This is a genomic window from Paenibacillus ehimensis NBRC 15659 (genome assembly GCF_004000785.1).
In the GTDB taxonomy this organism is placed as follows: Bacteria; Bacillota; Bacilli; order Paenibacillales; family NBRC-103111; genus Paenibacillus_G; species Paenibacillus_G ehimensis.
In genome coordinates this window covers 114,694-138,966 of record NZ_BILX01000003.1, presented here as the reverse complement: position 1 = coordinate 138,966, position 24,273 = coordinate 114,694, and the positions used below count along the sequence as shown (strand labels likewise).

Below are 24,273 nucleotides of genomic sequence, written 5' to 3'. Positions count from 1 at the left end.
CCGGGAGCAACGCTGACAGGATGAAAAGGAGGGACTGCGGATGGACATCAAAAGGCTTGAGGCGCACCAATCGTTTCAGGAGGAGCGGTTTACGAAAAAAGTATTGTTCCAAGCGGACGGAAGCATCGTTTTTACGTTGAATTTTATGCCGGGCCAGCAGCTTCCTGTACACCGGCATCCGGGAACTCAAGTCTACGTATTGGTCGTTCAAGGCGGCGGCACGATGATCATAGACGGCGTGGAGACGGAAGTCCGGCAGGGGGATTGCGTGCGATGCGGAGGCGAGGAGTCGTTCGCTTTTGCCAATACCGGTCAAGAGCCTGCCACATTGTATGTAAACCTGAATAAAATTCCTGACGAACGCTTCGCACGGGAAATCTAAAGCGGTAACCGATTCGTGCATAAATTTGAAACAAAAGCCTGAGAAATCAGGCTTTTTTGCATTTATGCGGACGATATTGTAAGCTTCGGACGGTGGACATAAGGCAAATCAATGGTTGATGTCAGCCCGCTAAAGTAAGATGAGCATATCATTCGGTTTGCACGAAGGCAGGGGATGAAGATCCGGGTTTAAAACACTTCTTGATACCATTAAAATGAACGGGAGAGCTCCAAATGAGACTTTTTGAATGTTTGCCGACGTCCAGTTTCTTACCCCGCTTTTCCGGCAAATCGGAATGACTGGCAAGCTGAACCCGACTAGAGCCGCTCCATCGTGAATGCCTATACGCTGGACTTCTTCGACAAATATTTAAAAAACAGAGGCGGCAGCCTGCTTGGAGGTCCAAGCAGCGAATATCCGAGGTAAAGTTCGAGACTTCGACTGTTTGCCCAAGAGTGAAGCCAAGCGCTTGCGGTGCCGATAAACGGCAACTGTTCATCCAAGGGACAGGGCCGTTTTTTCGTTGGTTTAAGCTAAGCATCCCATTACCCCAACGATTGTCTGCTCACTGGGAGTTGTTTTTCTACGTTTTATATCATACAATTTTGTGGTATTGGAGGCGGCCGGGTCCTTTCGATGATCCGCTTTTAACGGAGCATACATAGAATGGGGGCGTTTTTTTGGAATCAAAGAAATTAGTCAGAGGATTGAAGCCCCGGCATATTGAGCTGATAGCGCTTGGGGGCACGATTGGCGTTGGCTTGTTCATGGGGTCGGCAAGCACGATCAAATGGGCCGGGCCTTCCGTATTGCTGGCCTATCTGTTAGCCGGGATCATTGTGTTTTTTGTCATGCGGATCATGGGGGAGATGTTGATTCTCGAACCGGTGACCGGATCTTTTGCCACGTTCGCTCATAAATATATCAGCCCTTTGGCCGGTTACTTAACGGCTTGGAGCTATTGGTTTTTGTGGGTAACGGTGGGCATGGCGGAAGTGACCGCCATCGGAATTTACGTCGGCTATTGGTTTCCCGACATTCCGCAATGGCTGCCGGCGTTGGCAGGCGTAGCAATCATTGCAGCGGCCAATTTAGCGGCCGTCAAATTTTACGGAGAATTTGAATTTTGGTTCGCCTTGATCAAAGTCGTCGCAATCGTCGCCATGATTGGGATTGGAACGGCCATGATCTTCTTCGGTTGGGGCAACGGAGGACAGCCCATCGGCCTGTCGAATCTTTATGCACACGGCGGTTTTTTCGCCGGCGGATTGAAAGGCTTTTTATTTGCCCTTTGCATCGTAACGGCCGCTTACCAAGGCGTTGAATTGGTTGGGATTACCGCCGGTGAAGCGGAAAATCCGAAATTCACCTTGCGCAAAGCGATCAAAAATATTGTCTGGCGCATTTTGATTTTTTACGCGGGCGCCGTCTTTGTCATCGTCACGCTTTATCCATGGAACCAAGTCGGCGAAAATCGGCAGCCCCTTCGTCATGACCTTTGCCAAAGTAGGAATTGTCGCCGCGGCGGGCATTATCAATTTCGTTGTTCTCACGGCGGCGATGTCCGGCTGCAACAGCGGGATCTACAGTGCGGGAAGAATGCTGTATACGTTGGCCTCTAACGGTCAGGCGCCTAAATTTTTCGGAAAAGTATCCCGGAGCGGCGTCCCGAGGAATAGTATCGCTTCAACGATCTCTTTGCTGCTGGTCGGGGTGCTGTTTAACTACCTGCTTCCCGATTCCAAATTGTTCCTGTACATTTACAGCGCCAGTGTTCTTCCGGGCATGGTGCCTTGGTTTGCGCTTGCCTTCAGCCAATTCAAATTCAGAAAAAAATGGAAGGACGGCTTGAAGGAACATCCGTTTAAGTCTGTTTTCTTTCCAATCAGCAATTATATCACGATCATTTTCTTGTCACTGGTGTTAATCGGAATGTGGTTCAACCCCGATACTCGCGTATCTTTGATTGTCGGAGCGTCATTCATTTCCATCGTCGTTGTGAGCTATTATGTCTTTGGCGTAGGAAAACGGCAAAGAGTCGAAGCAGAGGAAGAAGCATAGAAGGCCGCTATATCTCAAAAGGCCGCCGAGCGAGCTCAGGTCATGTCCCGGGTTCGCTCGGCCTTTTTTATATGAAATGGGGAACATCTCCGTATTGATAAAATTTCCAAGTGAGGTTAACATGGTAGAGGCGTTTCTTTACGGCAATGGCCACCCTCGTGGACTTTTTGCAGGATACAGCGATGAAAGCCTGACGGGTTACGGCTCCGAACGCCTGCTAAGGCAGCATGGACAGAAACTTATGGGAGGGAACGGTAATGAACGAGGAAGCAAACGCAGCGGGCTGGGATGCCATTGATCAGGAAATGACGAGGCTGTACGGGGATCAGGAGCCGAAGCATTACGGAACACTGCTTCCCTATGCCTTGGGGGGCCAAGACCCGCTGGACGGAATCAGTGCGTATAAGGCGGACGAGCCTGCACCGCATTGGCATTTCGTGACCTACGGATTTACGGAGTTATACGATAAGGAATCGGACAATCCCGACGATAGCGGATATGGGTTTGAATTGACGTTTCGGCTGGCGCGCGAGGAAGGGGAGGAAGAGCCTCCGGCGTGGGCGCTGAACCTGCTGCAAAATATGGGACGATACGTATTTAACAGCGGCAATATTTTTAGATCAGGCGATTATTTGGATGCCAACGGGCCGATCTGCCTGGGCGCGGATACGCTGCTGACCGCCTTGGCCTTCGTGGAGGACCCGGAGCTTCCGGCCATCGATACGCCGAACGGGCAGGTGCAATTTGTGCAGATGGTCGGCATCACGCGGGACGAGCTCGAAGCGATGCAAACGTGGAATACGCTTGGCGTGCTCTCCGCTTGCCTGGAACATATGCCTCGTTATATCACGGATCTGTCACGGGCTTCGCATCTTGGGATTCCGGCCATCTCCGAGGCCGTGCAGAAAGGAATGCGGGAGGAAGGCTCGAATACAGGCTTTTTATATGTCGATCAATTGGCTTGGGAGCCGGGTAAAAAAGGGTGGTTTAGCAAAACGCCTTCCACGCTGAAGCTGGGGGCCAAGCAGGCTGGAATCATCGGAAAATTGCTCCAAGGGCGCATCCTGAAAGGGAAAGATCTGACGCTGGTCGGTCCGGAGATCCGGGTCGTGTTTGAAGCGGGCGAGAAGCCGGAATGCGAAGCCGGAGAGGACGAGATCCGATTTACGCTGGATGAGGTGACGGCCGGGGAATTCAGCCGGAAATTGCTGCCCAAAGAAAGCATAATTGAGGTCTCCGCTTTACCGGGAATCGCGATTCAAATTGTACAAACGCAAATTAAGGATAACGAAGGAAACGTCGTAGAGGTTATCGGTTAAGCCTGCCTGCTCCTGGCGGCTGCATGATCGAAATGGCGTAGCGCAAACCGTCAGCGGGACAAATCCTGCCGGCGGTTTCTTTTTGCCGAACAGGAACCATCCTGACATAAGGTTGTCAGGGAGGATCGTTTAAGATAGAAATGCAGCCGATCGAACCAATAGAGGGGGAAGGGGTACATGCAAGAGTATATCGTCATAAAAGGTGCAAGAGAAAACAACTTAAAAAATGTGTCGCTCCGGATTCCGAAGCGGAAAATAACGATTTTTACCGGCGTGTCGGGCTCGGGCAAGTCGTCGATCGTCTTCGATACTGTCAGTGCCGAAGCCCAGCGCCAGCTCAACGAGACCTTTACGGCATTCATCCGTAACCGTCTCCCCCGGTACAGCCGGCCGGACGCGGATGCGATTGAAAACCTGTCGACGGCCATCGTCATCGATCAGAGGCGTCTCGGTGCCAATTCCCGCTCGACGGTCGGTACGATCACGGACATCTATTCGCTGCTCCGGCTGTTGTTCTCGCGGATCGGAAAGCCGTATATCGGGTATTCCCATGCGTTTTCTTTTAATGACCCGGCAGGGATGTGCCCGGAGTGCGACGGCATCGGCCGGAACGTCTCGCTTGACGTGCACCGGCTGTTTGACAAATCCCGGTCGCTGAACGAAGGGGCGATCCTGTTTCCCGTGTTCGCGGTGGGCACCTGGTACTGGAAAACGTACACCTTATCCGGGCTGTTCGATAACGATAAGAAGCTGGAGGATTACACGGAGGAAGAATGGCATACGCTTCTTTACGGCAAAGGCACAAAAATTGCCCTACCCTCCAAAGGCGGTCCCGTTCACTCCGACTTCGAAGGCGTAGTCGACAAGTTTACCCGCCTGTTCATCAAGCGGGACAGCAGCGAGCTGTCGGAGAAGACGCAACATCAAGTGCAGCGCTTCATCCGTCTGTCGACATGCCCGCTGTGTCAGGGTACCCGGCTCAGCCAAGCGGCCTTGAGCTGCAAGATCAACGGCTTCAGCATAGCCGAGCATGCCGCGATGGAGATCGGGGAGCTCATTCCGGTTCTCCGCGAAATCCGCGATCCGGTCGCGGCACCGATCATCTCCAGCCTGACGGAGCGGCTGCAGCATATGGTCGACATGGGGCTCGACTACCTTAGTCTGAATCGTGAAACGGCCACGCTGTCGGGAGGCGAATCGCAGCGGATCAAGATGGTCCGGCATCTGAGCAGCAGCTTGACCGACATGATTTATATTTTCGACGAGCCGAGCATCGGCCTGCACCCGCGCGACGTGTATCGCTTGAACGGATTGCTGCGGAAGCTGCGGGATAAGGGCAATACGGTTCTTGTCGTGGAACACGACCGGGATGTCATTCAAATTGCCGACCACATTATCGATGTCGGGCCGCGCGCCGGTGCCGACGGCGGGGAGATTGTATATGAAGGCGGATTGGAAGGATTGTTGCAATCGGATACGCTGACGGGACAAGCGATGAGGCAGGTCGTCCCGATGAAGGCCGAATACCGGAAGCCGGTCGGATTTATGAGGATTGCAGATGCCGCGCTGCACAATCTGAAAAACGTGACGGTCGACATTCCCGTTGGCGTTCTGACTGTCGTGACCGGTGTAGCAGGCTCGGGCAAAAGCACGCTTATCCATGGCGTATTCCTATCTGAACATCCTGATGCGATCGTCATCGATCAATCGTCCGTTAACACGTCCATCCGTTCCAATCCCGCGACCTATATGGGGATAATGGAGGAGATACGCAAATGCTTTGCACGGGCGAACAAGGTGAGTCCGTCGCTGTTCAGCTTCAATTCCAAAGGGGCATGTCCGGAATGCCAAGGGCTTGGCGTTATTTATACCGACCTCGCCTTTATGGAAGGCGTCGCGACCGTGTGCGAAATATGCGAAGGAAAGCGCTTTAATGACGAGGTGCTGCAATATACGTTTAAGGGCAAGTCCATTTCGGATGTGCTTGCCATGAGCGTCCGGCAGGCGCTTCATTTCTATCAGGATCACGCCATACGGCATACGCTGCAGGCACTCTACGACGTGGGGCTGGATTATTTGACGCTCGGCCAGCCGTTAAGCACGTTATCGGGCGGGGAATGCCAGCGTCTCAAGCTTGCCGGCGAGCTGCACAAGAAGGGGCGCATCTATGTGATGGACGAACCGACGACGGGGCTGCACATGTCGGACGTCAAGCATTTGCTGGCTATTCTAGAGCGTTTGGTAGACGGAGGAAGTACGGTTATCGTGATCGAACACAATCCGGATGTCATCAAGCAAGCCGACTGGATTATCGACATGGGGCCGGAAGGCGGACACAAAGGCGGGCAAGTGGTGTTTGCAGGCCCCCCGCGGCAAATACTTGACGCCGGCCAATCCGTAACCGGTACATATTTGCGCGAATCGTGAGGGAAGGGAGGAGGTTGGCTTGAGGCTGGATCGGCTGTTTTCGATTACGATGATGCTGCTGAACCGCAAAAGAATAAGCGCAGCGGACTTGGCCGCCCGGTTTGAAGTATCGCTGCGAACGATTTACCGAGACATGGAGACGATCAACCGGGCGGGCATTCCCGTTGTCTCCTTTTCCGGTTCGGACGGCGGGTACGAAATTATGCAAAGCTACCGGCTGGAGAGACAATATTTGTCGCTCGAGGATTTATATTCGATCTACAGTGCCTTGCGGGGGATGCAGTCTGCAACGGGCGATACGGGGATGGCGGAGCTTCTGGACCGGGTCGGCGCCCTGATCTCGGATAAGCTGCATGATCTGGATACGAGCGGAATGCTTCTTGATCTTGCCCCGGCAGCCGGCCCGAAGGAGCATCTTCATATGCTTCATCTAGCGATCAAGGAAAACCGGTTAATTGCGTTGGACTATATGGATATTCACGGTGCGGAAACGCAGCGCTTGGTCGAGCCGATGGGATTGTATTTGAAAAGCGACGTCTGGTACCTTTGGGGGTATTGCCGGGTTCGGTCCGCTTTGCGGGTGTTTCGGCTTTCCCGTATGAACCATGTGCGGATCATGTCCGAAACGTTCAGCCGCCGCGGGCTGTCGATAGAGGATATCGATGCCGACCGAGCCCGCAGCGGTAGGCCTCCGTGCATCCGTGTGCGCCTTCGTTTTCAAGCCGCGGTCAAAACGAGGGTAAAGGACGAATTTTTGCCGGACCAGCTTAAGAGCGGCCCGGACGGAACGATCTTGGCCGATGCCTGTTATTATACGAAAGAAAGCGCCATTCGGCATCTGATGAGCTATGGCGTGAACGTTACTTTGCTGGCGCCCCCCGAATTGGTCGATGGAAATTAGGTTTTCTGCTAACGGGCAAGATTCATTCATTCAGCAGCAGCGGGGATTTGGAAAGAAGACGAAATTGCCGCCCGCTTGGACTATCGATGGAGAACAGGGCCTTGACGATCGATCGTCAGGGCCCTGTTCTTGTCTATGTCAAACTTTCTCTTGCTGCTTTCATGGAATTCGGACAAGTACGTTGGAGTCCTTGATCGAACCACGAAGCTCTTGAACATCCAGCATCGGTGGCCGGCCATACAAACGGGCATATTCCCGGCTGAACTGGGACGGGCTCTCGTAACCGACGCGGAACGCCGCATCAGAGGCTTGCACGGATTCCGTCAACATTAACCGCCGGGCTTCTTGCAGACGCAGCGTTTTCTGGTATTGCAATGGGCTCATCGCCGTGACACGCTTAAAGTGCTTATGAAACGCCGACACGCTCATGTTCACGGACTTTGCGAGCTGCTCAACCGCCAGCGGGCGGTCGTATTGCCGATTGATTAACCGGATTGCTTGAGCGATGTTGTAGGCATGGCTGCCGCTGATCGCAAATTGATAAAGGGGCACGCCTTGTTCGCCCTGAAGCATTCGATACAGAACTTCGCGGATGACAAGCGGCGCCAGAACTGGAATGTCCTCAGGCGCGTCGAGCAGTTGCATGAGCCGCACGATGGCTTCAAGCAACGCGGGAGACGTTTGGTTCACGGTTATACCTCGGCCGGCTTCCGCGGGGACGGAAGTGGGAGAGGGGCGATTCGTTTTTTCCACGATCTCCAGGATGACGTCGGCGTCGAAGCTCAGTTTCAAACTTAAATAGGGAATTTCGGGCGAAGCCTCGACAATTCTGCCAATGATCGGCAATTCGACGGAAGTGACTAGGTAAGTTGAAGGATCGTATCGGTAGGTTTCATCAGCCAGCGTGGCGATCTTAGCTCCCTGCGCCACGATGCAAATGGATGGCTTGTAGACGGATTCCAGCGGTTCCGTCAAGTGAGTGGCATGCATCAGCGACAAAGAAGGAACGGCCGTCCGATGTGTTCCGCTAGCCGGGGCATGGCGACGTATTGCAAACGCCAATTGTTGCAAGGCTTGTTCTATGCGCTGCGATTCATCCATTGTGCCCATGTAGGCCGGCTCCTTTCCAGGAAGTATGTTTTTTACTTTTATTATATCGAGACGGAAGAGAATTAGGCAAGGATCGGACAGGATTGGTCTAACGGCGCGATGCTAACATTTACTATAATGAATATGCAAGGTCGAACTCGGCGAATGACCGATAGGCCCACAACAAGATAAAGGAGAGGAAAGGAAATGAGTTTGAATGGAAAAGTCGCGATCGTCACCGGGGCTTCGCGAGGCATCGGACGGCAAATGGCCATCCAATTAGCGCGATCCGGAGCGAAGGTGGCTGTCAATTATTCCTCGAGCCGGGGGAAAGCGGACGAGGTTGTAATGACGATTGAGCAATTCGGCGGCCAAGCGGCAGCAATCCAAGCCGACGTGAGCAAGGTGAGCGAAGTCGAAGCGTTGTTCTCGGAGACGCTCGAGCGATTCGGGCGCGTGGACATTCTGGTCAATAATGCTGGCATCTTGGAAAACAATGCGATCACGGACGTGACGGAGGAGATCTTCGATCGGCATTTCGCGATCAACGTGAAAGGGACTTATTTCGCTTGCCAACAAGCAATGAAGCATATGGCAAAAGGCGGGACAATCGTTAACTTCTCGACCTCCGTATCTGGCGCGATGCTCCCGACGTACAGCGTCTACGCCGCAACGAAAGGTGCGGTCGAGCAGTTGACACGCCAATTGGCAAAGGAATTCGGTCCTAAGGACATCGTCATCAATTGCATCGCGCCCGGGCAAGTGTCAACCGATTTGTTCCTGAACGGCAAATCGCCGGAGTTGGTCGATTCGTTCCGTCGAATGAATGCGTTCGGACGACTTGGCGAACCGGAGGACATCGCGAATGCTCTCGAGTTGCTCGTCAGCGACAAAGCCCGTTGGATCACGGGGCAGACGATTCGCGTAAACGGCGGGTTTATTTGAATATTGTGGAAAAGGTTCTTAGAAAGGGGGGACGAACAGACAGCAGGCTGTAGCATTGGCGGTTATCGCCCGGTGAGAGATCCATCAAAACAACTTTATTTCTAACCCGGCCCGGAAACCAGGCTGGGTTTTCTGCAGTTTTTAAACTGCGGTTTTTAACAACTTTATTATCAGGCAACAATATGCCTGAACGCACTGGAAAGTGTATAATAACCTGGTAGAAGTAAACACTAAAACGGCGGTTTGTATATATTTTTGAACGGTAAAAAGGAGATCCGATGACTGAGAATAAAGCGATCATAGATCCAGGATGGAATTTCGACAACAGCTATGCCCGTCTGCCCGAAACGTTTTTTTCCAGGCTCGACCCAACCCCTGTCCGCTCCCCGAAGCTGATCGTTCTGAATGACCGGCTAGCGGCATCACTAGGGTTGAAGGCCGAGGCGCTGCGAGGCAGCGAGAGCGTAGCAGTGTTTGCCGGCAACCGTATTCCCGAAGGGGCTGCGCCTCTTGCCCAGGCTTACGCAGGACATCAATTCGGGCATTTCACCATGCTGGGGGACGGTCGGGCATTGCTGCTTGGCGAACAGATCACCCCCGACAATACCCGGGTAGATATTCAGCTTAAGGGATCGGGCAGAACCCCGTATTCCCGCGGAGGCGACGGCCGGGCGGCGCTTGGACCGATGCTGCGCGAATACATCATCAGCGAAGCGATGCATGCGCTCGGCATTCCGACCACCCGCAGCTTGGCGGTGGTGACGACCGGCGAGGAAGTCATCCGCGAAACCGAGCTGCCCGGCTCGGTGCTGACCCGCGTGGCCGCCAGTCATATACGCGTTGGCACCTTCCAATACGCTGCCAATTGGGGCACGGTTGAAGACCTCCGGAGTCTGGCGGATTACACCATACAAAGGCATTATCCGGAAGCCGGCGCGGCGGAGAACCGCTATCTGGCTTTGCTTGAGGAAGTGATTCAGCGTCAGGCCGCGCTGATTGCCAAATGGCAGCTCGTCGGCTTTATTCACGGGGTGATGAATACCGACAACATGGCTCTGAGCGGAGAGACCATCGATTACGGTCCTTGCGCTTTCATGGATGCCTACGATCCGGCAACGGTATTCAGCTCCATTGACGTTCATGGCCGTTACGCCTACGGCAATCAACCGTCGATTGCCGCGTGGAATCTCGCGAGATTGGCCGAAGCCTTATTGCCGCTGCTGCATGACGATGAGGATCAGGCTATCCGGCTGGCCGAGGATGCTATTTCCAGTTTTGTCGAGCTGTTTGCCGGTCATTGGCTCGCGGGAATGAGGGCGAAGCTGGGCCTCTTTAACGAAGAGCCGGAGGATGAAGCCCTGTTTAAGGATCTCCTCGTGATGATGCAGAAGCATCGTGCGGACTATACCAATACCTTCCGCGCCCTAACGTTCGATAAGCACGAGGATTTGGCGTTCAACGGAACGGCGGAATTCGCGCGGTGGCATGAGCAGTGGCAGGCGAGAAGAGGCAGGCAGCAAGAGCCGGAAGCTTCCTCGCAGCGGTTGATGCGCAGCAGCAACCCCGCGCTCATTCCCCGCAACCACCGGGTCGAAGAAGCGCTGGACGCCGCGGTGAAGCAAGGAGATTACAGCGTGATGGAGCGGCTGCTCCAGGCTCTTTCGAATCCTTACGCGCACTCCCCCGAGCAGGCGGAATACTGCACACTGCCTGAGCCATCGGACCGTCCCTACCGCACCTTTTGCGGCACGTGACCGGTTCATCCGGAGCAGCTGTAAGGTCATATAAAGTTCTTGACAATACGTTCCAATTTAAGTATAAATACTTTTAAACATGATGCCACAAATTGAATAAGCCAACATAAATGAACGGGACAGTAGCTCAGGACGGACAGTTGCAGCGAGCCGGAGGCAGTGGAAGCCGGTACGTCGGTCTTGGATGAAGCGGACCCGGGATATGATTTGCCGAACCGAACCCGTTAGGCAGGCTCTAGCCTTCGGGACACGCAGTAGGCCGATCCGGTCGTAGACCGTTAAAGGAATAAGCGGCAAACCGACTTTTTGGCGGTTTGCACATAGAGTGGTACCGCGGGAAGCATCAGGCTCTCGTCTCTTTTTGGAGACGGGGCCTTTTTGTTTTATCCACATTTATACATCGGGAGGTTGGGAACATGATTCATAAGCAGCTTAGCCAAACACTTGAAGAGATTGCCGAGCAGCTTCTTCGGGAAGCGGGGCATGCCGTGCCGGAGAAACTGCCGGTCGTCATTGAACATCCGGCAAGCGACCGGTACGGGGAGTACAGCACGAATCTGGCCATGAAGCTGGTTCGGGTGCTCAAGAAGAACCCTTTGACGATCGCTGACGAAATCAAGGCGAGGCTGGTTCATCATCCGCGCTTTGCGGGATGGTTCGAACGGATCGAGGTCGCAGCGCCGGGTTTTGTGAATATGTTTATCCATTGGGAGCGCTGGATCGTGACTACGCATCACCAGGATGCCCTCCAGCCGGTAAATATCCGCCAAAAAGCAGTGATTGAGCATACGTCGATTAATCCGAATAAATCGGCGCATATCGGACATTTGCGAAATTCGTGCATTGGCGATACTTTGGCAAGAATGCTTAAGCGGGCGGGCCATGAAGTTGAAGTTCACAATTACATCGACGATTTGGGAAACCAACTGGCCGATACGGTGGTGGGAGTGATGCGAACGTCAGTTCGTAACTGGTATTCCCGGTTTGGCGATTTCTGTTGGGACGTCTATGCGGAAATCAACCGAAAGTACCGCGAACAACCCGAGCTGGAACAGGAACGGGCGAACGTCTTGCATCATTTGGAGTCAGGTCACAATAATATCGCCTGGCTCGGAATGCTGGTAGCGGAGCAACTGGTCAGGGAGCATCTGGATGATATGCGGCAATTCGGCATTGACTACGATGTATTGGTGTGGGAAAGCAGCATTGTCCGTGAAGGCTTCTGGGAGGAAACGTTTAAGATGCTGCAAAAAACCGGTCTGTTCCGGCAGGAAAGTGAAGGCAAGCTGGCCGGGTGTTGGGTGTTTAAGCAAACGGCGGACGAGACCGATCCGGCGGGAGAGACGGAATTTCAAAGCGACAAGGTGCTGGTACGATCGAACGGGATACTGACGTATACGGCCAAAGATATTGCCTATCACATGTGGAAGTTCGGTCTGCTCGATAAACAATTCCGCTATCAACCGTTCGGCCATGGGGTATGGTCCACGCATTCGCAAGGAGTGGAGCAAGACATTGGGCGAGCGGATATGGTCATCAACGTGATCGATCATCGCCAGGAGTACCCGCAGCAGATGGTGAAGCAGGCTTTGCAGGTATTGGGGTACGATCAACAAGCCGCTCAGCTGCGACATGTCAGCTACGGGGTGGTGTCACTGAGCCGGGCAACCGCCGAAAGTCTTGGCGTCGACACGTCCGACGGCAGGTCATCGTACCCCATGTCCGGGAGACAGGGGATTGGCATCAAAGTGGCGGATCTCGTCTCACACATGGAAGCCGTTATCGAAGCAAAGCGCTCGCAGCACGAAGGGTTGGACAGCCGCTCGATCGCAGCGGCCGCGATCAGGTATTATTTGCTTAAATTCCATCTGCAGACGGAAGTGGTGTTCGATTTAGAGCAAGCTACGGAGGTGTCCGGCAATACCGGGGTATATTTACTTTATTCCTATGCCAGAGCATGCAGCATTTTGGAAAAAGCCCGTTCCCTGGCGCACACAGCGAGGAGCGATATCACTGCAATAGCGGCATATCCGACCTCCGTGGGGCTTACGCCTCAGGAATATGCGGTTCTCAAGAAGCTCGCTTACTGGCCGGAGACATTGGAGGAAGTTGTTGCCGGCTTAACGCCAAATCTGCTTTGTACGTACTTGTATGAGCTGGCGTCCCTTTTCAACCATTTCTATACGTCATGCCGGATTCTTAAGACGGACGAAGGTACGCAGGGGTTCCGTCTGTGGCTGGCCGGACGGTATCGCGACACGATGCACGACGGGCTGTCCATCCTCGGCTTGCCCGCGCCGAACCGGATGTAGACGGCGGATTGACGCTCAAAAAATATTTCTTTCTTATGAGCTGTGCCAATGGGCCGTCCTTAAGACTAATCCAATTGGATTTATTTCGCGGAGTAAGAGGGAATTTGCAGCTTGACTTCCAAGAAAACCGCCAGCTTGGGTATCGCATTCGGTTTAAAGAATGGCTTGTGTAGCCGGAGGGATTTAAACCCTCCTCGCGAACTCCAAGGCATGTGCATAATATCATAGAACTGACGGGGGCGACAATTATATGATGGTTATGCACAAAGGGTTGAGAGGAGCGCTGTCCCATGAAGAAGCGAAAAATGGTGATTCCTCATGAACACGGCGGGTGGGCCATGGTCAGCGTTCCTTTTCTGCTCGGCATGTTCGCGGGGAAGCCGCAGTTGATGCATCTGCCATTATTTATGGGATGGCTGTTTCTCTATATGTCGTCTTATCCTTTTCTTCAATCGATGAAAAATAAGGCGAATCGACGGCACTGGATCACATGGGGGACGATCTACGGTTTACTTGCGGCTTGCTGTTTGGTTCCATCGCTTTTCAGCCATCCGGCATTGCTTTATTTCGGACCGCTTCTTCTTGCGCTGCTTTCGGTGAACATATGGCATACGAGACATAAATCGGAAAGGGCGCTGGTGAACGATCTTTGCGCCGTCCTCCTTTTCAGCATTGGGGGAGCAGCCGCTTACCTCGTGGGCGGGGGAGAATGGGACCGGATGATGGCATCGGTCGTTCTGTTCAGCTTCTTGTATTTTACAAGCAGCGTCTTTTTTGTGAAGGCCATATTTCGCGAAAGAGAGAACAGACGCTGGATCGCTTATACGCGAGCGTATCACAGCTTGCTCCCATTCGTTCTGTGGGCGGCAGGCCATCCGTGGATGATCCTTGCTTATGTGTACTCCGCTGTGCGGGCTTTCGCCTTCGCTGGCAAGCCGATGCGTCCCTGGAAGGCGGGAATTATTGAAATTGTGGGTGCGGTGCAGTTTGTAATTGTTTCCGCTATTTTCATTCAACGATGAAGGGTGATAAGGATTGGCCAAAGTGACAAACCGTTGGGTTTCTTCCCGTTATTCCAGAGTCGTGCGATGGGACGGTACAGGAGGAATGATCTACAACTCCTTTTCCGGCGCCATGGCCGCCTTCGAGCCGGACGAGGAGCCGGAAGTCCGGCGAATAATGGAGAGGGGAGCGCTCCATGAGGGAATGTGCGGAATGGCCTCCGATCTGCGCAATGCCGGATTTTTGGTGCCGGACGGGACGGATGAGCTTGCGCAGGCGCATAAGCTGCACACTGCGCTGATGGAAGCGACATCGATGCATCTTGTGATCATGCCTACGGAAGCTTGCAACTTTCGCTGCACGTACTGCTACCAGAGCTTCCCTCGGGGCGCCATGGCGCGGGGGACGATCGACGGCCTGAAAGCGTACGTCCGGCATGCCGCCGCAGGCCTCGATCATCTTGCCGTCAGCTGGTTCGGCGGCGAGCCGCTGCTTGTTCCCGATACAATCGCCGAATTGTCCGATTCTTTTCTGGAAAGCTGTGCGAAAAACGGCGTCCGCTATTCCGCGGACATGTCCACCAACGGATACTTTTTGACGAAAGAACGGTTGATGGAGCTGGTGGACCGAAATGTGCGCCGATTTATGGTGACGCTGGACGGAACGGGAGCGGTTCACGACAGGAGAAGGGGACTTCGCGGAGGCGGCGGAACGTTCGAAAGCATCATCGGAAATCTAAAGGAGCTTCGTCACGTCGATGAGTCGTTTGCTGTCGATATCCGAATCAATTTCGACGAGAATAACGCGGATGAAGTGCCGGATTTTCTCGTGAATCTTTTCACATGGTTCGGGGGAGATGAGCGGTTTCAGCTTCTGATCCGACCGGTCGGCCGGTGGGGCGGACGAAACGACGACCGGATTCCCGTGTGCGACCGGACCGCATCGGATGCGCGTCTATGGGAATTGACGGGCCTTGGGGTGGAACAAGGACTGGCGCTTAGCGAGACGATCATCGATACTCTGATGCCTTCCGGAGCCGTCTGTTATGCCGCCAAGCCCAATGCATTCGTGATTGGGGCGGACGGACGGCTGTACAAATGCTCGGTTGCGCTGGAAGACCCGGTAAATCATGTCGGACAGCTTCACGCAGACGGAAGCATGACTCTCGACGCGGACAAAATGGCAGGATGGACCGGCTCCGGCGAAGAGCGGGACCCGGTTTGCCGCGCTTGCTACTTCCGCCCCGCCTGCCAGGGCAACCATTGCCCGTTATACCGGATGAGAACGGGGATGCGTCCTTGTCCGCATGAGAAAAGAAAAATCAAGCGGGTGCTGGAATTGATCCGGAAATCCAACGATCTTGTCAAAGGAGGTGAAGAAGCACATGAAGTGGATTCGTCCGGCTATAACAACCGCTCAAGCGGTGAATACCGGTAAAATATTGAAGTCGGTGCCCGGAAATCTTGCATAAGGCAAGTTCAACCTCCTTCTGGAAAAAGTCCAAGTTTTGTTGCTTACCGGCAACGAACCTTGGATTTTTCGTTTTTGGGCTAGGAGAGCAGAAAAAAACGTGATTGCAAACACAGTCGGCTTGCGCTCATTGCATTACAATTTTAGACAAGAACATGATCATGAGGATCAACGGTCATGTCAAAAGGAGGTCAAACCAATGAGCATGGCTTTTAACGGTTCCGAAACGATTGGACAAATTGTGACCGCTTTTCCCGGGTCCAGCAACTTATTTCAGGAGCACGGCATCGACTTTTGCTGCGGCGGGGGCCGTTCCCTGATAACAGCGCTAAGACAGAAAAACATTGAGGCAGCAGCTTTCATCGAAAAACTGAACCGGTTCTACGCGGAAGCGAATAAAAAAACCGATCCCAACACGGACTGGCGCAAGCTCTCGTCGAGCCAGTTGATCGATCATATCGTCACCACGCATCACGCGTATTTGGAACGAGAGCTCCCTGTGTTAAGCGAATTCGTCACTAAAATTTTGCGGGTACACGGTCCGGGACGCCGTGAGCTGGCCAAGCTTCATATGCTTTTTCATCAGATGAAAATGGAGCTGGAGCAGCATTTGATTGCCGAAGAGGCGACTGTCTTTCCGTTAATCAGGGAATTGGAGAGCAATCCGGCCCCATTCCTTGCGGAAAAAACGGCGGATGCGATTAGGGAGCTAGAGGCGGATCACAGCGGAGTCGGCAATCTCCTGCACGAGATGAGAGCCGTAACAAGCGATTACGAGCTGCCCGCCGGCGCGTGCCGGACTTACACGCTAGCGTTCCACAAGCTGCAGGAGCTCGAATCGGATTTGTTCCAGCATATCCACTTGGAAAACAACATTCTTTTCCGGCGCGTGAGCAGTCCCGCCAACGAATCTTAAGGGAGTTAAGCTTGTAGCGCTGGAACAACGGGGGTTGAGCATGACGAAGTTCACAAGGTATGTGATTTTGTTATCGCTGAATTCTGGAAAGAGATTAACGGAAGACCTGATCCGAAAACATATTGCTTTTCTGCGCAAGCTGGAGCAAAACGGTCAATTGGAGCTTTGCGGACCGTTATCCGATTATGAGGGAGGAATGGTGATTATCCGTGCTTCTAGCTGCGAAGAAGCACGGAGCGTCGCCGAATCCGGTCCGTTTGTACCCACCGGCACGGAAAGCTATGAACTGCGCGCGTGGCAGCTTTCCTGCGAAGAAAACAACCACCTGGGCGCAGGATAACAGGATGCCGGTATTCGACTATTTTGTGTATATTGTGTGAAAATGAATCATTTTTCACTACATAAATGCGGTTTTTGATGATTTGTGTCACAGAGAGGAACTGATGAGAAATGCTATTTTCAGGATGATCCTGATTGAAAAGAACTTTCCGTAAAGGAGGCATCGTTACACTTGGGAAGAGGAGGCGGACCGGTAACCGGTTTGCACCGCAGCACGTTTCGTCCCCTAGGCATTAAGCCGAAGCGGACTTTATGAAATGGAAATGATGACGATGTACAAAAGAGTGGAGGGAAAAAGGATGGATGTTCGAAAGCTTCAATTGCCGTTGCAAACGGTAAGTCTAATTCTCGGTTTTGCGGTTTGGGTGATTCTGTCTTCGCTCATGCCTTTCATCAAGTCGGACATCCCGATGACCCCGGGCCAGCTGTCCTGGGTAACGGCCGTACCCGTGATTCTGGGTTCGGTCCTGCGCATTCCGATCGGTTTCTGGACGAATAAATACGGCGCACGAAAGCTGTTCGCCATCAGCTTTGTTCTGCTGCTGTTTCCCGTCTATTATGTAAGCCAGGCGACAACGTTCGTCGATCTGCTGATCGGCGGTTTCTTCCTCGGGATCGGCGGCGCCGTATTTTCGGTCGGCGTTACCTCGCTGCCGAAATATTATCCGAAGGAAAAGCACGGTTCCGTGAACGGACTTTACGGCATTGGTAACCTTGGGACGGCGGTGTCGGCGTTCGGCGCTCCCGTTGTCGCAAGCTCGATCGGATGGTCTGCCACCGTCCAGCTGTATTTGGTTCTGCTTGCCGTGTTTGTCCTCCTTCATGTGTTTCTCGGCGATCGGAAGGAGCCGAAGGTTGTGACCCCGGTACGGGAACAGATGAAGGAAATCTACCGCAACCCGAGGCTGTGGGCGATCAGTTTGTTTTATTTCATCACCTTCGGCTGCTTCGTCGCGTTCACCATCTATTTGCCGAATTTTCTCGTCAGCCACTTCCAATTGGCCAAGGCGGACGCGGGCTTCCGAACGGCTGTATTTATTGCGATCGCGACGGCGGCACGGCCGGTCGGCGGATGGCTGGGCGACAAGTTCAATTCTTTCGTCATTCTGATGTTCGTATTTGGCGGGCTGACCTTATCCGGCATCTTGCTTTCCTTTTCGCCGGACATTCAGCTTTATACCGTCGGTTGTCTGCTGATTGCGGTTTGCGCAGGGACGGGAAACGGTACGATTTTCAAGCTGGTGCCTCTCTATTTCCTGAAGCAGGCCGGGATTGTGAACGGAATCGTTTCTGCCATGGGCGGACTCGGGGGATTTTTCCCGCCATTGATTCTCGCGTCGTTACTCAGCTTGACAGGCCACTATGCCATCGGCTTCATGGCCTTGTCCGAGTTTGCTTTGGTCAGCCTTGTCCTTGTGTTTTGGATGTACTATCAAGACCGGCTCCATTTGGCTGCGGAAATTATTGAAAATACGGCGGAAGCCATTGTTATCACGGATTTGAAGGGGACGATCCGGCAGGTGAATCCGGCGTTCACCAAAGTGACCGGCTATACGCAGGAGGAAATCATCGGGGAGAATCCGCGCATTTTAAAATCAGGCAAGCAGCCGTCGGATTTTTATGCCGCGATGTGGAAAACGATCAAAGAGAAGGGCTTCTGGCAGGGAGAAATATGGAACCGGAGGAAAAACGGGGACGAATACCTTCAATGGCTGACGATCAGCGCCATCAAAAACGACGCCGGCGAAGTGAAGCATTATGCGGGGATGTTCAGCGACATTTCGGAGCTGAGAAATAAATAAAAAGAATTGAGAAAACTCCGGATCCGTTCAAGTCTTCGGTCTTTCTCAGTATTCTTATCCTGTTCTATTTGTACAAAATGTCGTCCTTAACTTCAGCGACATGAGATAAGGCTTGCTCGATTTCCGGTTCGCCAACGCCGAAATGTGCAAGTGCATCATGCAAATGCTTGACGATGGCATTAAAATGAACCGGCTGCAGGTTCATGCCCTCGTGAGCTTTGGCCATGGATTTTCCCGTGTATTGGTTCGGCCCCCCTAACGCAAAGCTGATAAATTTGGTCTGGTGGCGCCGTTGTTGCTCCATATCCGTGTTCTTAAAAAATTCGTTTACGGTATCGTCCGCCAACACAAGCTCGTAAAAATAGTCGACGACTTTGGAAATGGCCTGTTCTCCGCCTAATTTTTCGTAAAGGGTGTTCGTCGTTTCCATAACAGTCCTCCCGAGTCATTATATGACAAGTAGGATGCTTCCGATTAGTAAAAATATACATGCTTTCTTTTCGGAATTGTCGAAGATTCCTGCATCACATTGCCAAGAAGAAGAGGGGGATTTTAGTTTGTTGCCTATGATAAAAGAAAGGAATTACAACGACAATCCATTCATCGTCATCTGGGAAGTCACCCGCTCCTGCGCTTTGAAATGTCTGCACTGCCGTGCGGAGGCACAGTATAGGGCGGATCCCCGACAGCTGTCTTTCGAAGAGGGGAAGCAGCTCATCGACGAGATCGCGAGAATGGATAACCCGCTATTCGTCTTTACCGGCGGAGATCCGTTAATGCGCCCCGATCTGTTCGAGCTTGCCCGCTATGCGATCGAAGAGAGAGGCCTTTCCGTCTCCATGACGCCGAGCGCTACGCCGAAGGTGACGCGCGAAGCGGTCCGCAAGGCTAAGGAAGCCGGGCTGTCGCGATGGGCTTTCAGTCTCGACGGCTCCTGCGCGGAGATTCATGACCATTTTCGCGGAACGAAGGGATCTTACGATCTGACCATGAAAGGGATCGGGCACTTACAGGAGCAGCAAATCCCGATTCAGGTGAATACAACCGTATCCCGGTATAATCTTCATGATCTGGAAGCGGTTGCGGACAAGGTCAGGGAGATGGGGGCTGTGCTGTGGAGCGTATTTTTCCTTGTGCCTACCGGTCGGGGGATGGTGGAGGATGTCATCGACCCGGAGCAGCACGAAGAGGTGATGAAGTGGCTGTTTCGTATCCAGCACAAGATGCCGTATGGCGTCAAAGCAACGGAAGCGCCCCACTACCGGCGTGTTTTTCTGCAGGAAAAGCGGCGTTTGGGCGAGCATGCTGCGGCCGCCGGAACGAAACGCCTGGATCTTCTCGGACGCGCGCCAAAGGGAGTGAATGACGGGGACGGGTTTGTGTTTATCAGCCATATCGGGGAGGTGTACCCAAGCGGATTTTTGCCTGTCGGATGCGGCAATGTCCGGGAGCGGCCGCTAACGGACATTTATCGGAGCTCTCCGGTCCTGACCGCATTACGCGACAAGTCGCTGTTAAAGGGCAAGTGCGGGGCTTGTGAATTCAAGGAATTGTGCGGAGGCTCGAGGGCGAGAGCCTATGCCGTTACGGGAGATTATCTGGAAAGCGATCCCTACTGTGCTTACGTTCCAAAAGCCTATGCAGCGGAGTGATGTATGTTTTTTGAACAAAATCACCGTTTTGGGCCGGCGCACATCATCTTGTGACGATTGTCACAGTCAATGGGGAAAGGGCAGTGCTTTAATGAAAGTGACCAAAAACGAATTATGGAGGTCAAAACATGGACCGGGCGTTTGCATCGAAATTTGCCAAGATGTATTTCTTTACGGTTGTTTTTCTCATCATTCTGATGTATATCGGGTCCCGCTTTTTTACGCATATCGATTTGGCTTTATACGGTTACATGGTCGGTACGGTCGTATTTATCGGAGGCTTTTTCTACCGCTTTATCGCCTGGGGCGAACGTCCGCCGACGAAAATCATCATGAAAAAAGGCCTTCGGCTGCTGTTTCGCAGAAGCACTCCGCAAACGACCGTTGAGCATTTGGCCACCTACCGCTTTGTCTGGAATCGCGGTGTATACCGCTGGACGCAGCACATTTTGCTGGGGTGGGGCTGTATTCTCTCTTGCCTGGTTACGTTTCCGCTTGTGTTCGGTTGGATGTACTTTACGATGGACGATAACGGAATGTACACGGTTGTCGGCTTCGGCATCGATATCATGCGGGTCAAAGCGGACGGCTGGATTGCCTTTCTGTTTTACAACGCCCTGAACATTACGGCCTTCATGGTCATCGCCGGCGTGTGTATGGCGCTGTACCGGCGCATCAAAAACATGCAGGCGAGAGCGGAGCAAACCTTCGTATACGATTTTCTCCCTTTGTATCTGCTCCTGTTTATCAGCATTACGGGCTTGATGCTCACAGGGTCGAATATATTCCTGCATGGCTGGGGCCATCCGGTGATTACGCTGATTCATCAATGGTCCGTCATTATAACGCTCATTTATCTGCCTTTCGGCAAATTGGCCCATATTCCGTTCCGGCCGATGAGCGTGCTCGCCCGAAATTACCGGGAGCACTACGGGGAGAAAGAAATGAAAGCTTGCAAGGTGTGCGGCACCGGGTTTGTGTCGGCCGAGCAATCGAACGATGTCATCCAAGTGTTGAAGCAAAGCGGCGTAGAATTCAAGATGGACGAAGGCTTTCATCTGGCCGAGCTGTGCCTGCCTTGCCGGCGGAAGTATCGCATGTCGCGGTTTGCGGGTGTTCCGACCCACGAAGTGAAGTTCAAGGAGGCGAACCAGAATGCCAAAGGATAAATTTTACCGCGACATTGAGAATAAGCATCACCCGAAGGAAAAGCTGGTTCCGACCCACTGTTCTTACTGCGGCATGCAGTGCGGCATGAATTTAAGGGTGGATACGGATAGCAACAAGATTATCGGGGTAGAGCCAAGGTACGATTTTCCGGTGAATCTGGGTAAAATGTGCCCGAAAGGCGTGACCGCTTACCAGCAGACGAACCATGACGACCGGCTGCTCCGGCCGTTGATCCGGGACGACGCTTCGAAGAAAGGAACGAAGGAAGGCTTCCGGGAAGCGTCGTGGGACGAAGCCTATGACTTGATTGCGCGGAAGTTCAAGGAACTGCAGAACAATTACGGCAAGGATTCTTTGTCCGTGTTCAGCGGCGTGTCCATGACGAATGAAAAGTGCTATCTGACCGGCAAATTTGCCCGGGTCGCCCTGCAGACACGTTATATCGATTACAACGGCAGATTCTGCATGTCCAGCGCCGCAGCCGGATTCATGCGCAGCCTTGGGGTGGATCGCGGCTCTACGCTGCCATGGACGGATATTCACCAGACGGACTGCTTGTTTATTGCCGGAAGCAATACGGCCGAATGCCATCCGACCTCGATGTTCCGGGTGTGGGAGGTACAGAACCGCGGGGGATACCTGATCGTAGCGGACCCAAGGGAAACCCCGATTGCGAGACGCGCCGACGTCCATCTCGATCTCAAGCCCGGCACTGATCTCGCGCTCGCGAACTGCATGGTCAATTTGCTTGTTCAGCAAGGCTTTGCGGATGAAGCGTTTATTCGCGAGCATACGAACGGCTTTGAAGAAACGATGGAAGTCGTGAAGGCGTTTACCCCGGAGTATACGAGCGAAATTACAGGAGTGGCACCGGAGAAGCTGATCCGCGCCGCAGAAATCTACGGTAAAGCGCCGAATGCCGTCGTCATGTTCGCGCGCGGGATCGAGCAGCAGCATAAAGGAACGGACAACGTCTCGGCCTATACGAATATGTGTCTGGTCACCGGCAAAATCGGCCGGCCCAAATCCGGGGTAGCCACGTTTACAGGCCAAGGAAACGGCCAGGGCGGCCGGGAGCACGGACAGAAGGCGGATGCGCTTCCGGGCTACCGCAAAATCACGAATCCGAAGCACGTGCAGGAAGTGTGCAGCGTCTGGGGAATTACGCCGGAAGAGATGCCGCAGCCCGGCGTTTCGGCTTATGAAATGTTCGAATTGATGACCGAAAAAACGATCCGCGGCTTATATTTGTTGTGCTCCAATCCCGCAGTTTCCGCGCCGAATCAAAACTTCGTCCGCTCTGCGCTGAAAAGCTTGGATTTCATGGTTTGCTGCGATATGTTTTTGTCGGAATCGGCGGAATTTGCCGATGTCGTTCTTCCTTCCGTAACGTGGTCGGAGGATGAAGGCACCGTAACCAACCTGGAGGGCCGGATCATCAAGATCAATAAAGCCCAGGAGCCGCTTGGCGAGTCGAAGCCGGATTGGCAGATTCAGGTGGAGCTGTCCGAGCGTCTCGGCCGTGGCCAATATTTCCGGCATCTTACGACGGCCAGCAAGGTCGCGGAGGAATTCAGGCTGGCCTCCAAAGGCGGCTATGCGGATTATTACGGGGCCACATGGGATAAAATCGAGAAGCAAAACGGCGTTTTCTGGCCCTGCCGGGACGAGCAGGATCAAGGAACTCCCTATATGTTTTTGGACAAAAAGTTTTATCATCCGGACGGCAAAGCGAAAATATGCGCGCTTCCTTACCGGCCGCCTGCGGAAGAGCCGTGTGAACAGTATCCGCTCAGGCTGACAACCGGCAGGGTCGTCTATCATTACTTATCCGGAAACCAAACGCGAAGAATTCCGTTTTTGCGGGATATGTGTCCGGAGCCGTTCGTCGAGGTTCACCCGGAAACGGCTAAGCTGTACGGCATCGAACATGAAGAAATTGTTCGTTTGTATACTCGCCGAGGCGAAGCGTACTTTAAGGTGAAGATCATCGAAGCCATACGTCAAGATACCGTTTTCGTCCCTTATCATTTCGGGCATGAGCAGTCGATCAATCTGCTGACCATTGCCGCGCTTGACCCGATGTCGCGAATGCCGGAGTTTAAAGCTTGCGCAGCCCAGATTGAGAAGCTGGCGAACGGGACGAAGGGGGCACTGCTGTGAAAAAAATATTATATATCGAAATGGACAACTGCATCGGCTGCCGAAGCTGTCTCGCCGCTTGTACGCAATGCGGCGGTCACGAGGAACGCAACCGCAATTACGTATATGATGTCAACCCGTTTGTAGACCGGCAGACGATTCCGCTCATGTGTCTGCACTGCGTCAACCCGGCATGCGCCAGAAGCTGTCCGGCGCAAGCCATCCAAATAACGGAAGAAGGCGCGGTGCTGTCCGCTCTCGTCGAGAAATGCATCGGCTGCCAGAACTGCACGATTGCCTGCCCTTACGGAATTCCGAAATTCGATGAAGAGCAGAACCTGATGTATAAATGCGATCTTTGCTACGACCGCACGAAGGACGGCATTCCGCCGATGTGCGCATCCGTTTGCCCGACCAATACGCTGCAGTGGATCGACGAGAACGAATTGGCCGAGAAGCGCGAGCGGCACCGGTTGGGCAAATGGGTCTCCAGCCGGCAGCCGTTCGAGCCTCTGGAAGGGGAGACGAATGTCAAGATCAGCCTTCCCGGTATTATCCAAGGAATACAGAAGCTATTCTGAACCGTCTGA

General features: G+C 53.3%; 18 protein-coding genes, 1 pseudogene and 1 other annotated feature. Of the genes and pseudogenes, 17 read left to right on the top strand and 2 right to left on the bottom strand.

Features of this window, described 5'->3' with window-relative positions; all coding sequences use genetic code 11:
- Window positions 1–40 precede the first annotated feature (40 nt).
- The 5 genes and pseudogenes from PEH01S_RS02780 (at window position 41) to PEH01S_RS02760 (ending at window position 7,090) form a co-directional block, all read left to right on the top strand.
- Window positions 41–382, top strand: a complete 342-nt coding sequence (locus PEH01S_RS02780) for a cupin domain-containing protein (protein ID WP_025848152.1) — start codon at window positions 41–43, stop codon at window positions 380–382.
- Between the two features lie 680 nt (window positions 383–1,062).
- Window positions 1,063–2,443 (top strand): annotated as a pseudogene (locus PEH01S_RS02775) (amino acid permease).
- A gap of 257 nt (window positions 2,444–2,700) precedes the next feature.
- Window positions 2,701–3,762 carry a suppressor of fused domain protein gene (locus PEH01S_RS02770; protein ID WP_127483866.1) on the top strand — a complete coding sequence of 354 codons (1,062 nt, stop codon included), beginning with the start codon at window positions 2,701–2,703 and terminating at the stop codon, window positions 3,760–3,762.
- A 177-nt stretch (window positions 3,763–3,939) separates the two neighbouring features.
- Window positions 3,940–6,189 carry an ATP-binding cassette domain-containing protein gene (locus PEH01S_RS02765; protein ID WP_127483865.1) on the top strand — a complete coding sequence of 750 codons (2,250 nt, stop codon included), beginning with the start codon at window positions 3,940–3,942 and terminating at the stop codon, window positions 6,187–6,189.
- A gap of 19 nt (window positions 6,190–6,208) precedes the next feature.
- Window positions 6,209–7,090 carry a helix-turn-helix transcriptional regulator gene (locus tag PEH01S_RS02760; RefSeq protein ID WP_127483864.1) on the top strand — a complete coding sequence of 294 codons (882 nt, stop codon included), beginning with the start codon at window positions 6,209–6,211 and terminating at the stop codon, window positions 7,088–7,090.
- Between the two features lie 159 nt (window positions 7,091–7,249).
- On the opposite strand, the gene PEH01S_RS02755 is transcribed toward PEH01S_RS02760, so the two are convergent.
- Window positions 7,250–8,191 carry an AraC family transcriptional regulator gene (locus tag PEH01S_RS02755; protein WP_127483917.1) on the bottom strand — a complete coding sequence of 314 codons (942 nt, stop codon included), beginning with the start codon at window positions 8,189–8,191 and terminating at the stop codon, window positions 7,250–7,252.
- Between the two features lie 195 nt (window positions 8,192–8,386).
- Between PEH01S_RS02755 and PEH01S_RS02750 the strand changes: the two genes are divergently transcribed.
- From PEH01S_RS02750 to PEH01S_RS02715, 8 genes are all read left to right on the top strand, one after another.
- On the top strand, window positions 8,387–9,124 hold the full coding sequence (locus PEH01S_RS02750) for an SDR family oxidoreductase (protein ID WP_025848164.1): 738 nt from the start codon (window positions 8,387–8,389) through the stop codon (window positions 9,122–9,124).
- Window positions 9,125–9,402: 278 nt separating this feature from the next.
- Window positions 9,403–10,878, top strand: coding sequence for a protein adenylyltransferase SelO (locus PEH01S_RS02745; RefSeq protein ID WP_127483863.1), 1,476 nt, complete (start codon window positions 9,403–9,405; stop codon window positions 10,876–10,878).
- A 101-nt stretch (window positions 10,879–10,979) separates the two neighbouring features.
- Window positions 10,980–11,240 (top strand) — a binding site (T-box leader).
- Between the two features lie 54 nt (window positions 11,241–11,294).
- Window positions 11,295–13,190 carry an arginine--tRNA ligase gene (locus PEH01S_RS02740; RefSeq protein WP_127483862.1) on the top strand — a complete coding sequence of 632 codons (1,896 nt, stop codon included), beginning with the start codon at window positions 11,295–11,297 and terminating at the stop codon, window positions 13,188–13,190.
- Window positions 13,191–13,480: 290 nt separating this feature from the next.
- The gene (locus PEH01S_RS02735; RefSeq protein WP_127483861.1) at window positions 13,481–14,212 is read left to right on the top strand and encodes a YwiC-like family protein; all 732 of its coding nucleotides are present in this window, start codon (window positions 13,481–13,483) and stop codon (window positions 14,210–14,212) included.
- Between the two features lie 22 nt (window positions 14,213–14,234).
- Window positions 14,235–15,629: a radical SAM/SPASM domain-containing protein gene (locus tag PEH01S_RS02730; protein ID WP_164827660.1), complete on the top strand. Its 1,395-nt coding sequence runs from the start codon at window positions 14,235–14,237 to the stop codon at window positions 15,627–15,629.
- Between the two features lie 232 nt (window positions 15,630–15,861).
- The gene (gene ric, locus PEH01S_RS02725) at window positions 15,862–16,578 is read left to right on the top strand and encodes an iron-sulfur cluster repair di-iron protein (RefSeq protein ID WP_127483860.1); all 717 of its coding nucleotides are present in this window, start codon (window positions 15,862–15,864) and stop codon (window positions 16,576–16,578) included.
- Window positions 16,579–16,618: 40 nt separating this feature from the next.
- Window positions 16,619–16,918, top strand: coding sequence for a YciI family protein (locus PEH01S_RS02720; protein WP_127483859.1), 300 nt, complete (start codon window positions 16,619–16,621; stop codon window positions 16,916–16,918).
- A gap of 298 nt (window positions 16,919–17,216) precedes the next feature.
- Window positions 17,217–18,719: an MFS transporter gene (locus PEH01S_RS02715; protein WP_127483858.1), complete on the top strand. Its 1,503-nt coding sequence runs from the start codon at window positions 17,217–17,219 to the stop codon at window positions 18,717–18,719.
- A 64-nt stretch (window positions 18,720–18,783) separates the two neighbouring features.
- Here the strand turns inward: PEH01S_RS02715 and PEH01S_RS02710 are convergent, their stop codons facing one another.
- Window positions 18,784–19,149 carry a group I truncated hemoglobin gene (locus PEH01S_RS02710; RefSeq protein ID WP_127483857.1) on the bottom strand — a complete coding sequence of 122 codons (366 nt, stop codon included), beginning with the start codon at window positions 19,147–19,149 and terminating at the stop codon, window positions 18,784–18,786.
- A gap of 136 nt (window positions 19,150–19,285) precedes the next feature.
- Here PEH01S_RS02710 and PEH01S_RS02705 point away from each other — a divergent pair, with 136 nt between their 5' ends.
- The 4 genes from PEH01S_RS02705 to PEH01S_RS02690 all read left to right on the top strand — a co-directional run bounded on the left by PEH01S_RS02705 (window position 19,286) and on the right by PEH01S_RS02690 (window position 24,264).
- Window positions 19,286–20,371 (top strand): TIGR04053 family radical SAM/SPASM domain-containing protein, encoded by a 1,086-nt coding sequence (locus PEH01S_RS02705; RefSeq protein WP_127483915.1) that lies wholly within the window; start codon window positions 19,286–19,288, stop codon window positions 20,369–20,371.
- A 128-nt stretch (window positions 20,372–20,499) separates the two neighbouring features.
- Complete coding sequence (locus PEH01S_RS02700; RefSeq protein WP_127483856.1) at window positions 20,500–21,540, top strand: hypothetical protein; 1,041 nt, start codon at window positions 20,500–20,502, stop codon at window positions 21,538–21,540.
- A complete protein-coding gene (locus tag PEH01S_RS02695; RefSeq protein ID WP_025848181.1) occupies window positions 21,527–23,704 on the top strand; it encodes a molybdopterin oxidoreductase family protein in 2,178 nt (725 codons plus the stop codon). The genes PEH01S_RS02700 and PEH01S_RS02695 overlap by 14 nt, the downstream gene beginning before the upstream one ends.
- Window positions 23,701–24,264, top strand: coding sequence for a 4Fe-4S dicluster domain-containing protein (locus PEH01S_RS02690; protein ID WP_025848182.1), 564 nt, complete (start codon window positions 23,701–23,703; stop codon window positions 24,262–24,264). The genes PEH01S_RS02695 and PEH01S_RS02690 overlap by 4 nt, the downstream gene beginning before the upstream one ends.
- Window positions 24,265–24,273: the final 9 nt, after the last annotated feature.